The organism is Photorhabdus sp. RM323S, assembly GCF_042879375.1.
Classification (GTDB): Bacteria; Pseudomonadota; Gammaproteobacteria; order Enterobacterales; family Enterobacteriaceae; genus Photorhabdus; species Photorhabdus tasmaniensis.
This window is the reverse complement of sequence record NZ_JBHFKZ010000012.1, coordinates 82,319-93,738: the sequence shown is the minus strand read 5'-3', so window position 1 is coordinate 93,738 and position 11,420 is coordinate 82,319. Positions and strand designations below refer to the sequence as shown.

Annotated in this window: 15 protein-coding genes, 1 pseudogene and 1 riboswitch; of the genes and pseudogenes, 6 read left to right on the top strand and 10 right to left on the bottom strand. The window is 37.5% G+C overall.

Going from position 1 to position 11,420, the window contains the following annotated elements:
* The 4 genes from ACGF7G_RS08200 to ACGF7G_RS08185 all read left to right on the top strand — a co-directional run.
* On the top strand, positions 1-221 hold a 221-nt coding region (locus ACGF7G_RS08200), incomplete at its 5' end, for a polymorphic toxin type 17 domain-containing protein (protein ID WP_387464665.1).
* Positions 218-439 carry an Imm31 family immunity protein gene (locus ACGF7G_RS08195; RefSeq protein ID WP_133815197.1) on the top strand — a complete coding sequence of 74 codons (222 nt, stop codon included), beginning with the start codon at positions 218-220 and terminating at the stop codon, positions 437-439. The genes ACGF7G_RS08200 and ACGF7G_RS08195, both read left to right, overlap by 4 nt.
* A gap of 245 nt (positions 440-684) precedes the next feature.
* The gene (locus ACGF7G_RS08190; protein WP_387464663.1) at positions 685-879 is read left to right on the top strand and encodes a hypothetical protein; all 195 of its coding nucleotides are present in this window, start codon (positions 685-687) and stop codon (positions 877-879) included.
* Complete coding sequence (locus tag ACGF7G_RS08185; protein WP_387464661.1) at positions 876-1,292, top strand: contact-dependent growth inhibition system immunity protein; 417 nt, start codon at positions 876-878, stop codon at positions 1,290-1,292. Before ACGF7G_RS08190 ends, ACGF7G_RS08185 begins: the two co-directional genes overlap by 4 nt.
* Before the next feature lie 181 nt (positions 1,293-1,473).
* Here ACGF7G_RS08185 and ACGF7G_RS08180 read toward each other — a convergent pair whose 3' ends face one another.
* The 3 genes and pseudogenes from ACGF7G_RS08180 to ACGF7G_RS08170 all read right to left on the bottom strand — a co-directional run.
* Positions 1,474-2,544, bottom strand: coding sequence for a magnesium transporter (locus ACGF7G_RS08180; protein ID WP_133814856.1), 1,071 nt, complete (start codon positions 2,542-2,544; stop codon positions 1,474-1,476).
* A gap of 74 nt (positions 2,545-2,618) precedes the next feature.
* A riboswitch (M-box (ykoK) riboswitch) is annotated at positions 2,619-2,790 on the bottom strand.
* Positions 2,791-2,942: 152 nt separating this feature from the next.
* Complete coding sequence (locus ACGF7G_RS08175; RefSeq protein WP_387464659.1) at positions 2,943-3,281, bottom strand: DUF6694 family lipoprotein; 339 nt, start codon at positions 3,279-3,281, stop codon at positions 2,943-2,945.
* Between the two features lie 166 nt (positions 3,282-3,447).
* Positions 3,448-3,537: pseudogene (locus ACGF7G_RS08170) on the bottom strand (hypothetical protein); the annotation flags it as partial.
* Positions 3,538-3,812: 275 nt separating this feature from the next.
* Here ACGF7G_RS08170 and ACGF7G_RS08165 point away from each other — a divergent pair.
* Both ACGF7G_RS08165 and ACGF7G_RS08160 read left to right on the top strand, forming a co-directional pair.
* Entirely contained in the window at positions 3,813-4,949 is a 1,137-nt protein-coding gene (locus tag ACGF7G_RS08165; protein ID WP_387464658.1) for an ABC transporter substrate-binding protein, read from the top strand.
* 332 nt (positions 4,950-5,281) lie between these two features.
* Complete coding sequence (locus tag ACGF7G_RS08160; RefSeq protein WP_387464657.1) at positions 5,282-6,766, top strand: aldehyde dehydrogenase family protein; 1,485 nt, start codon at positions 5,282-5,284, stop codon at positions 6,764-6,766.
* A 456-nt stretch (positions 6,767-7,222) separates the two neighbouring features.
* Here ACGF7G_RS08160 and ACGF7G_RS08155 read toward each other — a convergent pair whose 3' ends face one another.
* The 7 genes from ACGF7G_RS08155 to ACGF7G_RS08125 all read right to left on the bottom strand — a co-directional run bounded on the left by ACGF7G_RS08155 (position 7,223) and on the right by ACGF7G_RS08125 (position 11,407).
* Positions 7,223-7,657 carry a tail fiber assembly protein gene (locus tag ACGF7G_RS08155; protein ID WP_387464655.1) on the bottom strand — a complete coding sequence of 145 codons (435 nt, stop codon included), beginning with the start codon at positions 7,655-7,657 and terminating at the stop codon, positions 7,223-7,225.
* 45 nt (positions 7,658-7,702) lie between these two features.
* On the bottom strand, positions 7,703-8,431 hold the full coding sequence (locus tag ACGF7G_RS08150; protein WP_387464653.1) for a phage tail protein: 729 nt from the start codon (positions 8,429-8,431) through the stop codon (positions 7,703-7,705).
* A 444-nt stretch (positions 8,432-8,875) separates the two neighbouring features.
* A complete protein-coding gene (locus tag ACGF7G_RS08145) occupies positions 8,876-9,310 on the bottom strand; it encodes a tail fiber assembly protein (protein WP_387464651.1) in 435 nt (144 codons plus the stop codon).
* Position 9,311: 1 nt separating this feature from the next.
* Positions 9,312-10,028: a phage tail protein gene (locus ACGF7G_RS08140; protein ID WP_387464650.1), complete on the bottom strand. Its 717-nt coding sequence runs from the start codon at positions 10,026-10,028 to the stop codon at positions 9,312-9,314.
* A gap of 350 nt (positions 10,029-10,378) precedes the next feature.
* Complete coding sequence (locus ACGF7G_RS08135) at positions 10,379-10,450, bottom strand: hypothetical protein (RefSeq protein WP_387464670.1); 72 nt, start codon at positions 10,448-10,450, stop codon at positions 10,379-10,381.
* 4 nt (positions 10,451-10,454) lie between these two features.
* A complete protein-coding gene (locus tag ACGF7G_RS08130; RefSeq protein WP_387464649.1) occupies positions 10,455-10,634 on the bottom strand; it encodes a hypothetical protein in 180 nt (59 codons plus the stop codon).
* A gap of 53 nt (positions 10,635-10,687) precedes the next feature.
* Positions 10,688-11,407, bottom strand: a complete 720-nt coding sequence (locus ACGF7G_RS08125; RefSeq protein WP_387464648.1) for a phage tail protein — start codon at positions 11,405-11,407, stop codon at positions 10,688-10,690.
* Positions 11,408-11,420 lie beyond the last annotated feature (13 nt).

The window sequence follows — 11,420 nt, the reverse complement described above, 5'->3', positions numbered from 1 at the left end:
CGCCTAAATACACACCAAATCAGGCTTTACAAAAAGGCCCTAATAATGGGTATATTGATAAGTTTGGTAATGAATGGACAAAAGGGCCTTCCAGAACTCAAGGGCAACCTTTTGAATGGGATGTCCAACTTTCACCACAAGGAAAGATCCAACTGGGCTGGGCAAGTAGAGATGGTAAACATCTAAATGTTTCGCTCGACGGGAGAATTACACATAAATGAAAGATAAATTCATTTTCTATCAAGAGGTTATTATTCTAAATGTTGATCGTGTAATAGAATATAGCCATCAAAAAGGTGTTATTTTTGGTATTGGTGAAGACGAAGGGTTAGGGAAATCATATGCTGTTTATATACCAAACGAAAGTATAACAGTCTCATTATGGGAAAACGAAATTGAACCAACAGGAAAGAAATTTAAACGCGAAGATTTTTACTAAAATTAAGTGTAATAGTCTGATGTATTAAGGACTAACCGGTCACTCAATTGCTATTGAGTGACCGCTATTATAGTGCCTATCTTCCTAACACAGATTCCCTATCATAAGATAGGGAACTCTTTAGCACTTACTCTCAATCTTGGTTATATAACGCCCTGCCAACCTGGGAAAAAGGTGCACTGATAACCAAAGAGGCGGTAGAATCTGCTGGTTTACTCATTCTTAACCAAAAGTCTCTTGGCACGATGGATACGGACGATTTATCAGTTAATTACAATGACCACCTAGATGAAAGGCTAAAAAAATATTTAACTTTATTGTGTGATACTACTGAGTTGCTAGCCAATACAACGAAAGTACAATGGACTGAAATAAACCGGGCCATTGAATACGGAAAGAATCAAGGTGTTAAGGTAATAGTGACACAGGTGAAACGATGATGTTTAACAAAGATCAAGATTATTGGGCTAGTTGCTACAGCACTAATGAATTTTTACTTATTGAGACTTACTCCGGTCTTGGTAAAACTCGTAGAGACCCAATTTATAATCCTCATATATTGTCTCTTGATGCCGATGATAAATGTATTGGTAAGGATGTTTTACGCGCGTTATTAAATAGTAGAACATTAACGTCTCTTGATGAACGTGTGACTTTTTTTGATCTCGAAAAAGGTAAACAACAATATGTTATCTGGATAGCAATGTTGATGGAAAAATATGGCTATATTTTTTTAAATAAAACAGGATGTGGGGAAAATGAAATCTATTGCGTTTTCCCAGATTTAAAAGATCCTGCTCCTGAATCCATCGGCTTTGAGTATGTAAAACTAGCAATACTTCTTGAACAATAGAATCGAGTAGATGTGAAATGTATTTTTTTAATCTTAACTTAGTTTATTTACAATCATTTAAAATATACCATAATCATCTTAAAAATAAAGAAATTAACTACTTTCACTGCTAAGAATTATGGAAATAACTCACATCCAGCTAATAAGATGCCCAATTATTATGGGCACCTTATTGATAATATTAAGCCAGCTCTGTCATCACTAACTTAGCTATTTCGAAATAAATAATCAGACCGGTACCATCAATAAACGTGGCAATAAAAGGCGCAGATACAACAGCCGGATCAATAGAAAGCCTTTTCAATACCATCGGAATAATGGAAGAAACAATAGCACTCCAGACGGTAATCGCAATGATGGTCAAACTGACAACAATTGTTACCTCAATGCCTACACCTAATATCCAGGCACGGATAAGCGCGGCAAAACCAATCGTTACAGCAACTAAAAATGAAGCGGAAACCTCTTTACGTAACACTGCCCATAAATTACGTAAACTCACTTCCCCCAATGCCATTGCTCGGATTAATGTTGAGGTAATCTGTGTACCACTGTTGCCCCCGGTTCCGATTAATAACGGAATGAAAAACGCCAGAGAAATTGCCGCTTCCAGTTGATCTTCAAAAGCTTTAAGTACCGCGCTGGTGTAAGCTTCCGCAACAAATAACAGCAATAACCAACCAACCCGCTTACGCCATAATGTTATCGGGCTGGTGCTAAGATAAGGTTCATCCAAAGGTAAGGTCGCCCCTTGCAAATGAGCATCTAATGTATTTTCATCTTCGATCAATTCAGCAATATCCTGTGGTCGCAGTACTCCCACTAATTTGCCAAAATGAATAACCGGTACACTATCCATGCCACTGTGATTTATCAAACTATGAACATCATGACGCGGCTGTTCCGGTGATACGGAAAAATAACTTTGCCTCATAATATCTGATACAAATAAATCATCGGCTACCGTCAATAACACCTTCACCGGTAATATGCCATTCAGATAACCTTCATCATCAATGACATATAGATAGGTTGGGATCTGTTCTCCTTCAAGCTGATCAATCAGATTGCTTTTTACCGATAAAACAGAGTCAGCAACAGATACAGAAATAAAACATTGGCTCATATATGCACTGACAGTTGCGTCTTCATTTTTCAATTGATGTTTCTGCTGTTGATCAGCGTTTTTTTCATTAATGGAATGATTAGCTATAGCTAATACATCCACTTTTTCATGGGATGTGACTTTCATGATGTTAGTCCCTATTACTGTTGTGAACTTCAAACAGTACTCACATAGGGGCGAAACCAGATGAGAGAATGCAACAGCTATCTCCACGTCTCAGTTTTAGCACTATACAACGTATCCTGAATTCTCAGAAAGTTACATGGGGATACACCTTGGTTCGATATATCCTGTCCTAATCTTGGGCGTCTCTCGACGTCGTCAGATCAGCAACCTGTGTTTGTATAGGAGCCTCGCCTAACGAGATACTGCACTTAGAATGCGGCACAGATTATAAGCAAAAATCAAAATAATTCAAGATTGATAGTCAGCTTGTTTAGGTTTCATTTAAGTCACTGGCGATAATAAAAAACGGCATAGATTTTCACTTTTTGCCGTTTAATACAAATAATCCCATGAAGGAATTATTTATTTTCTGATTTTGATTTCTTAGCTTCAATTCCTTCAGCTTCAGTAATCAGTTGGTCAGCCGTTTTACCATCCAAGGATTTATAAAATTTTCGTTTTAATTCTTTTATGTCGCCATTAGCCCCTGATTTCGCCAAGTCATTAAAATCAATGCTATTAAACATAGCTGCCTGAATTGATTCATCAAACTTAGCTTTTTTATCACCTGGCAGCGCATCTCTTACCTTCTCAATGGACATTTTCAACGCAATTTCATTAGAAGCATCAATTTTAGGTTGGTTATCACAGCCAGCTAATACAAATCCGAATAAACAAATTGCTAACAACTTTTTCATATTCACCCCCGCAGAATATCAAACAAGGGAATAATAACAGAAGCCGAAACAATAAACCGTTTATAATTAGCTAAACGGATAAAGAATAGGAATAAAATGAAAATTTTTATTTATTCTATTCCAAAACAATTTCTCCTTGCCAGAACTCCCTGACAACGATTTATCAAGCTGTCAGAATATCCTGTAAGTCAGCAGTTTCAGCTGTTTTACCACACATCCCTTGTGCGTGAGCACAACCATTACCCGCAGGAGTTCGCTACAACTTAACCTTTGTTTGATCTGGCGCAACGTCGAAAAGCGGAGGTATTTTAAGGCAGGAGTATAAGTTGGCTGGATAGAAAATATCACTTAATTCATTGTTATTATTGCAAAAATAAAAATATTGTTTGCCAGCGATACTAAAACCATTTGATTAATATAAATTGTTATCATTATCATTCTGGGTTTAGCATTAACAGAGTTGGACCAAATCAGATGAGATCGTACCTGCGTTTATCGCCTTACTTAACTATTCCAATCAAAGGAGAAATAATGTCAGTCATCCACCGTACTGCAAAATATTTTCTGACTGCCATATTGATACTATTGCCTTTTTTTGCTCAGGCAAAAGAAATTATCGTCAAGGATGTCGCCGGCCGGGAGGTTAACGTTGATGCACCGGTCAGTCGGGTTATGCTGGCTGACAGCCGGGTATTGATTGCTCTGAATATTCTTCATCCTGATAATCCGCTTAAAGGTATTATCGCTTGGGATAATGCACTGGAAATCAAATCGCCAGACTTGGCAACCGCTTATGAGAAAGACTTCCCGCAGTTACGAAATATTCCCGTCTTTCCTAATCCTTATCAAAGCGATTTCAGTGTTGAAAAAGCACTGACTTATAAACCCGATCTGGTTATTTTTGATATTGGCCTCCAAGCCAAACTCAATGATAGCAGAACCATTACTTTACTTGAGAAAGCCGGTGTTCCCGTTATCTTTATCGATTTCCGGCAATATCCACTGGCAAATACTATTCCCAGTATGACGTTACTTGGGAAAGTATTCGGTGAGGAAGAAAACGCACAAAAATTTATTGCTTTCTATCAGGAGAGGATGAAAACAATTAATGAACGAATTGGTACGCTGGGCAAAGAACAGCGGCCCCCTGTGTTTATCGAACGCCATGCAGGAATGTTTGGCGCGGAGCATTGCTGTAAAACTTTCGGTAATGGCAATTTTGGTGAATTTGTTACTGCCGCAGGGGGTGATAACCTCGGTGCCCGTTGGTTCCCAGGTATGGGGGGAGAGGTAAACGAAGAACAATTAATCGTCAGCAATCCTGAATTTTATCTGATGACCGCCGCAGATTGGGACCAAGTTCGCCCTGAAAGCCTTTCAGTGCCATTGGGTTATACCGGCAATCTAAAACAGTCACAGGAACGGCTGGAAAAACTGCTGATACGACCAAAACTGAACGTATTAAGAGCATTCCGCGAAAAGCGGGTAATCGCGCTGTATCACCAATATTACGATACGCCGTTTAACATTATTGCCGTTGAAGTTATAGCGAAATTCCTGCATCCGAATCTATTCGAAGATATCGATCCACAAGCCGACAGTTTATATCTGCATAAAACCTTTACCGCCCTTGATGGTAGCGGAGTATTCTGGGTCACAGCAAAATAAGATTTCCTTTCAATCCGTTGGAGTATTCCAGCGGATATTTAATTTCACTGTTTATTTATAATTTCCGTTCGTGAATATGCATGATATTTTATATAACATGCTAATAGACATCCATTATTTTGTACTCTACTATACTGGTGTTAGAAATATAAAATATGACAAGATAAACTTGGTTAGGCAATAAATATAAAGTACACGAATATTCACACACTGAAACCATATTAAGAGGCTATCTTAATAGTGTTATTAATAATCATGGTAAATAAAATAACCTAATGAAATAGATTCTAATTATCACTATATTCTTAAACCAAAGTAACCGGAGTATGTTAATGAAACGATTACATGATATTGAGAAAGAGATGTGGCCTGTTGAATCCTATAAAATGCTTATCGATGGGCAATGGGTCGATAGTGTATCCAAAGAAACAGCTAAAAGTTCTAACCCGTCAACAGGAGAATTGTTGGCTAAATATGTATCCGGTAATGCCGAGGATGTTGATCTTGCTGTCAGTGCCGCGAAAAAAGCGTTTCCCGCCTGGAGTCAAACCTCCGCAATCGAAAGACAATCCGTTTTACTGAAAATAGCTGACTTGCTGGAAGCAGAACAAGAACGTTTTGCTATTCTTGAATCGTTAGATACCGGCAAGCCACTAAATGAGTCCCGGCATATGGATATCCCTGCCTCCATTGACCATTTCCGCTATTTTGCCGGTGTGATCCGTGCCCATACCGATGAAGCTTCAGTTCTCGATAGTAATACACTCAGCCTGGTGATCCGTGAACCCATTGGTGTTGTCGGACAGGTCATTCCCTGGAATTTCCCGTTATTGATGGCAGCATGGAAACTGGCTCCGGCTCTTGCGTCGGGTAACACCATTGTGATTAATCCAGCAACAATGACCCCCATCACACTGCTTGAACTGGGTCGGATACTGAATAAAGTCCTGCCAGCTGGGGTGGTCAATATTGTTACAGGTCGGGGATCTGTTGTCGGTCAAGCTATTCTGGACCATGAAGATGTCGAAAAAGTGGCATTCACGGGTTCCACCAGAGTAGGTTATACCGTAGCCGAAGCTGCGGCCAAAAAGCTTATCCCTGCCACATTGGAACTTGGTGGTAAATCAGCCAATATTATTTTCCCTGATGCCAATATGAAAAAAGCCGTAAAATATGCGGCCAAAGCTATTTTGCTAAATCAAGGGCAAGCGTGTGAATCAGGTTCCCGGTTATTCCTGCATAAAGATATTCATGATGAATTCCTCAACTCCCTAAAAGCAGAATTTGAATCTGTCCGGGTTGGTGACCCACTGGAAAAAGAAACACAGATGGGAAGCCAGGTCAGCCAGGAACAAATGGAAAAAATTCTCAGCTATGTCGATATTGCGAAAAAAGAGGGTGCAACTATCCTGACGGGTGGCAAACGGATTACTGGCGAAGGTTATGATGATGGTTTCTTTATTCAACCAACTATCATTACCGATGTGGCTAATGAAATGCAGGTAGCACGCGAAGAAATTTTTGGCCCTGTATTGACCGTCATTCCATTCAGTGAAGAAGAAGAGGTGATCAGAATGGCAAATGATTCTGATTATGGCTTGGCTGGCGCTGTCTGGACACAGGATATCGACCGCGCATTACGTGTAGCCAAAGCCGTCAGAACGGGTCGTATGTGGGTGAATACTTACCATGAGCTGCCAGCTCACGCGCCATTTGGCGGCTACAAAAAATCAGGTCTTGGAAGAGAGACACACAAAATGATGCTGGATTCTTACACTCAGGTTAAGAGCATCTACATCAAAACCAGTGAAGAATAATGTCAATCAGTGATTAGTGATTTAAAAAAGCCTTCCAATTTGGCAGGCTCAGACCGCCGACCAACCTCATTCAGAATAATGAGGTTGGTTTTTTTCATGACCTCACGGATAGTGGTGGTATATTATCTAATGATCACAGAAATCATTAGATAATGATTACCTACAATACCAATTGATGGATGTATCGTGTTCTTTTTATGTATCTCTATTACTATATTCGTTTCATATTTTTCCATAAATATATATAAATATCTCTATACTTATAGATAACTTTAATCCTCCATCTGCGAATGCACAACGAGCTATCCTTTTAATCTATATCCTCAGCACTAGCCGAAACATTATCAATCGGAGATATTTGTAAAGGTAAAGAAATACCTGGATTTACAGTATGTAAATAAATACATTTTCCTCTTATGTCTTGGCTCAGTGATCTAACCCCAGTCTTTTTATTAGTTACGATGATGGCAAAATCGGCCAGTCAATTTCCGATGCATTTGATGTATCAACCCGGCTAAGTATCACCCGATATTTTTTCCATTCTTTAAGTAAGAACATTTCTTCATTTGTTGCCATATCAAGCTCTACCGCATCAACAAGCGGCGCTATTTTTTCATTTGCAAGAGATAACAATTGAGTTTTTTGGATTTTCGCTATAGATATTAACTCCTTTTTCGTTGCTGGGGGAATATCTGCCCAGCAAGGAAGGTTATCTTCACCAGCGGAAAGTATTTTTCCTTCTGGTGGTGTTCCAGAAAATTGACTAAATGTGTTATCAGTGACAAAGATAGGATCGGTTGGCCATGAACCCGCTTCAATGTAATCCTGTTGTAATAGTATTGGATAAAATGCTTTATTTAATGCGCTAAATACATAGTTTTTATCATTCATAATAACCTGCCAATTGTAATTTTATAATTAAAATATTTTCTTAAATTAATATCCTATTGCCCTAAAATATGTATAAACATTAGGAGCATGATGGGTAGAACTTCTGTAACATTTGAACTGGCTCTGATTTACTACGGATGCCCCAAATATTCCTGCCGCTTGAGGGTCCCAATCATTGTGAGTTAACGTGATATTAAAACATTTATTTGGGAATGGTATTGGAAAGTTATTCAGGTATCCGCCATTAGGATTTCCACCTAAAGAAACCATTGCTATTCCCCACATTTCAATTAAACCCGAAGGCAATTTTTGCCAGCCGGACTGATTTAAGCTTGCGGTGAAAAATGACATATCTGGCAGCTGGTTAATTCTATTGTTAATGTTATTATTTATATCTGAGACAAGTTTCTGAGTTGCAGCCAGTGTATTACTATTGCCAACTACATCCGTAAGCTGAACGACACCTTTTTGTGTTAATGAGGCATCGGGATTTTTTGTTTTAATTTTTTGTTCTAATGCTCTATTGAATTGGGCGGTGAGCTTGGCTATATCTCCATCATCCAAAACATCATTACCAGATTGTGTCGCAATGAAATCAGCGACGACAGAGGATATTGTGGACGACTGACGTAATGCTTTATTTAACACATGAGTGGTAATACCCTCTGGTGCAAATCCAGTTTGCAAACTCGGGCTTACTTCGTATAGTTGTTGACTTACTACATTCGCATTATTACTGATAGAAAACGCTTTAAAATCATTCTTGGAGCTCATATATTTACCTTAAATAATAGTGTCTTATAATCAACGCATTGGATTATTTTAAAAATGATTTTTGGAAATTAAAATCCATCACAGTTTAGTTCGTAAAGAGAATAAGGAAATATTATTCTGGCTTATAAGGTTAACTCTTTTTATATGATTAGGGAGAATGGGTAGTTTAATATTTTAGAATTGAAAATATATCTAAGCCATTTGAAAATTATTTTTATTCATTTTACTTCTTGCTTGATAAGAATGGGAGATTGTTATTGTCTGTATTTATTTTAATTATTTCTGGTAAATATGTATAATCTTGACCCATAATATGGATTTTATTGCTGATATGAAACTATCAATACTGTATTATATTATTCTTGATGTTGAGTGGATAAAAAATACCAGAATAAATAAAGCGATTAAGACTGGGCGTTACATTAACCCCAGTCTTTTTATTAGTTACGATGATGGCAAAATCGGCCAGTCAATTTCCGATGCATTTGATGTATCAACCCGGCTAAGTATCACCCGATATTTTTTCCATTCTTTAAGTAAGAACATTTCTTCATTTGTTGCCATATCAAGCTCTACCGCATCAACAAGTGGCGCTATTTTTTCATTTGCAAGAGATAACAATTGAGTTTTTTGGATTTTCGCTATAGATATTAACTCCTTTTTCGTTGCTGGGGGAATATCTGCCCAGCAAGGAAGGTTATCTTCCCCAGCGGAAAGTATTTTTCCTTCTAGTGGTGTTCCAGAAAATTGACTAAATGTGTTATCAGTGACAAAGATAGGATCGGTTGGCCATGAACCCGCTTCAATGTAATCCTGTTGTAATAGTATTGGATAAAATGCTTTATTTAATGCGCTAAATACATAGTTTTTATCATTCATATTAATACCCTATTGCTCTATAAAATGCTGCTACAGGAATTTGTAAATTTGCAATACTGCTAAAACATTGGAATTGGGCATTATTGACCGTCATTATTGAAAATGTGCCAGCATGCTGAGGGGCGTTACCAACGTGAGTTAATGTGACGTTGAGACATTTATTCGGAAATGGGATTGGAAAGTTATTTAAAGCACCAGGTTCAGCATAAGCATTGCCTTTAACTGATGCTATTCCCCACATCTCAATTAAACCTGAAGGCAATTTTTGCCAGCCGACCTGATCCAGGCTGGCGGTGAAAAACGACATATCAGGTACCTGATTTTCTTTATTTCCTATCGTTATGTTTGTGGTATCTGATAAACCAAGGTTCTTTACAAACGCGGCCTTATCTGGAATGTCTGCGCCGTTTTGGTCTTTTGCCAGTCGATTATTGGCATTATTATTTACATCGGAAACCAGTTTCTGAGTTGCTGCGAGTGTATTACTTTCTCCTGTTTGGTCAGTGAGTTGAATAATTCCTTTTTGTGTTAATGAGGCATCGGGAACTTCTGTTGTGTTATTTTGTTCCAAGGCTTTCTTGAATTGGGTGGTGAGTTTGTCTGTATCCCCTGTTGGAAACCCAGTTTGCAAATTTTGTTCTTTTTCATATTTTTCTTGATTTACTACATTTGCATTATCATTAATAGAAAAAGCCTTAAAATCATTTTTTTGACTCATGTATTATCCTTAAAGTTTCGGGCCATTAACGTCAGTCATAGTTTAATTTGGAAAAATAATAATGAAATACTATTCTGACTTATAAGGTTAACTATTTTTATATAATTGATAGTATTGGTTGGTTGAATTTTTATCAATCTAAATTGATGGGGTATTGCATTACTTTTATGCAAATCTATAGCTATAATTATTTTAATATTTTTTTCATAAATATATATAAATCCAACGATTAAGACCGGGTGTTATGCTAACCCCGGTCTCGTTATTAGTTACGATGATGGTAGAATCGGTCAATCAATTTCCGGCGCTTTTGAAATATCAACCCGGTTAAGTATTACTCGGTATTTTTTCTATTCTTTAAGCAATAGTGCTTCTTCATTTGTTGCCATATCAAATTCTACCGCATCAGAAAGTTGAGCTATTTTTTCATTTGCCAGAAGAGAGTATTTTTCCTTTTGGTGGCATTTCTGAAAATTTATTAAATATGTTATCAGTTACAGGGATAGGATCATTTGGCCATGAACCTGCTTCAATGTAATCCTGCTGTAATAATATAGGATAAAATGCTTTATTTAATGCACTAAATATATAATTTTTGTTATTCATCATTACTCACCAAATATATAATTAAATAACCACAATGTTTCGATTATTTCAAATTAATATCCTATTGCCTTAAAATATGCTCCAATAGGTGAAACATGATTAGTAGGACTTCTATAACATCGGAACTGACTTTGATTTACGACATGTACTGAACATATTCCGGCATCTTGGGGATTATAACCAGCGTGAGTTAACGTAATATTAAAACATTCGTTCGGAAATGGTATTGGGAAATTATTTAGATACCCAGCCTCGATAGAGCCATTGCCGTCAACTAGTACAAATCCCCACATTTCAATTAAACCCGAAGGTAATTTTTGCCAACCGGTCTGTTTCAGGTTTACGCTGAAAGACGACATATCTGGAATTTGATTAACCCCAGTTCCCACCTCCCGTTTCGCTGCTTCTTTTAAGCCTATATTTTTCAAAAACACATTTTTATTAGGAATATCTGCACCGTTTTGTGCCTTTTCCAATGCGTAATCGGAAATTTTAGTTATAAATTTTTGTTCTAATGCTCTATTTAATTGAGCGGTGAGTTTTGCTATATCACCATCATCCAGAAGATCATCGCCAGATTGTGTCGCAATAAAATTAGCCACAACAGAGGATATGGTTGATGATTGACGTAGCGCCTTATTTAAAACATGAATGATAATGCCTTCTGGTGGAAATCCATTATACAAACTCAGACTATCTTCATATCTTTCTTGACTCACTACATTCGCATTATTACCAGTAGAGAAAGCTTTAAAATCATTTTTTGGGCTCATATATACTCCTTAA

Excerpts from the sequence above, each read along its gene's own strand:
- ACGF7G_RS08160 (WP_387464657.1), top strand. The coding sequence starts at position 5,282 with ATGAAACGATTACATGATATTGAGAAAGAGATGTGGCCTGTTGAATCC.
- ACGF7G_RS08190 (WP_387464663.1), top strand. The coding sequence starts at position 685 with ATGGATACGGACGATTTATCAGTTAATTACAATGACCACCTAGATGAA.
- ACGF7G_RS08165 (WP_387464658.1), top strand. The coding sequence starts at position 3,813 with ATGTCAGTCATCCACCGTACTGCAAAATATTTTCTGACTGCCATATTG.
- ACGF7G_RS08125 (WP_387464648.1), bottom strand. The coding sequence starts at position 11,407 with ATGAGCCCAAAAAATGATTTTAAAGCTTTCTCTACTGGTAATAATGCG.
- ACGF7G_RS08180 (WP_133814856.1), bottom strand. The coding sequence starts at position 2,544 with ATGAAAGTCACATCCCATGAAAAAGTGGATGTATTAGCTATAGCTAAT.
- ACGF7G_RS08185 (WP_387464661.1), top strand. The coding sequence starts at position 876 with ATGATGTTTAACAAAGATCAAGATTATTGGGCTAGTTGCTACAGCACT.
- ACGF7G_RS08130 (WP_387464649.1), bottom strand. The coding sequence starts at position 10,634 with ATGAATAACAAAAATTATATATTTAGTGCATTAAATAAAGCATTTTAT.
- ACGF7G_RS08140 (WP_387464650.1), bottom strand. The coding sequence starts at position 10,028 with ATGAGTCAAAAAAATGATTTTAAGGCTTTTTCTATTAATGATAATGCA.
- ACGF7G_RS08150 (WP_387464653.1), bottom strand. The coding sequence starts at position 8,431 with ATGAGCTCCAAGAATGATTTTAAAGCGTTTTCTATCAGTAATAATGCG.
- ACGF7G_RS08155 (WP_387464655.1), bottom strand. The coding sequence starts at position 7,657 with ATGAATGATAAAAACTATGTATTTAGCGCATTAAATAAAGCATTTTAT.
- ACGF7G_RS08175 (WP_387464659.1), bottom strand. The coding sequence starts at position 3,281 with ATGAAAAAGTTGTTAGCAATTTGTTTATTCGGATTTGTATTAGCTGGC.
- ACGF7G_RS08195 (WP_133815197.1), top strand. The coding sequence starts at position 218 with ATGAAAGATAAATTCATTTTCTATCAAGAGGTTATTATTCTAAATGTT.
- ACGF7G_RS08145 (WP_387464651.1), bottom strand. The coding sequence starts at position 9,310 with ATGAATGATAAAAACTATGTATTTAGCGCATTAAATAAAGCATTTTAT.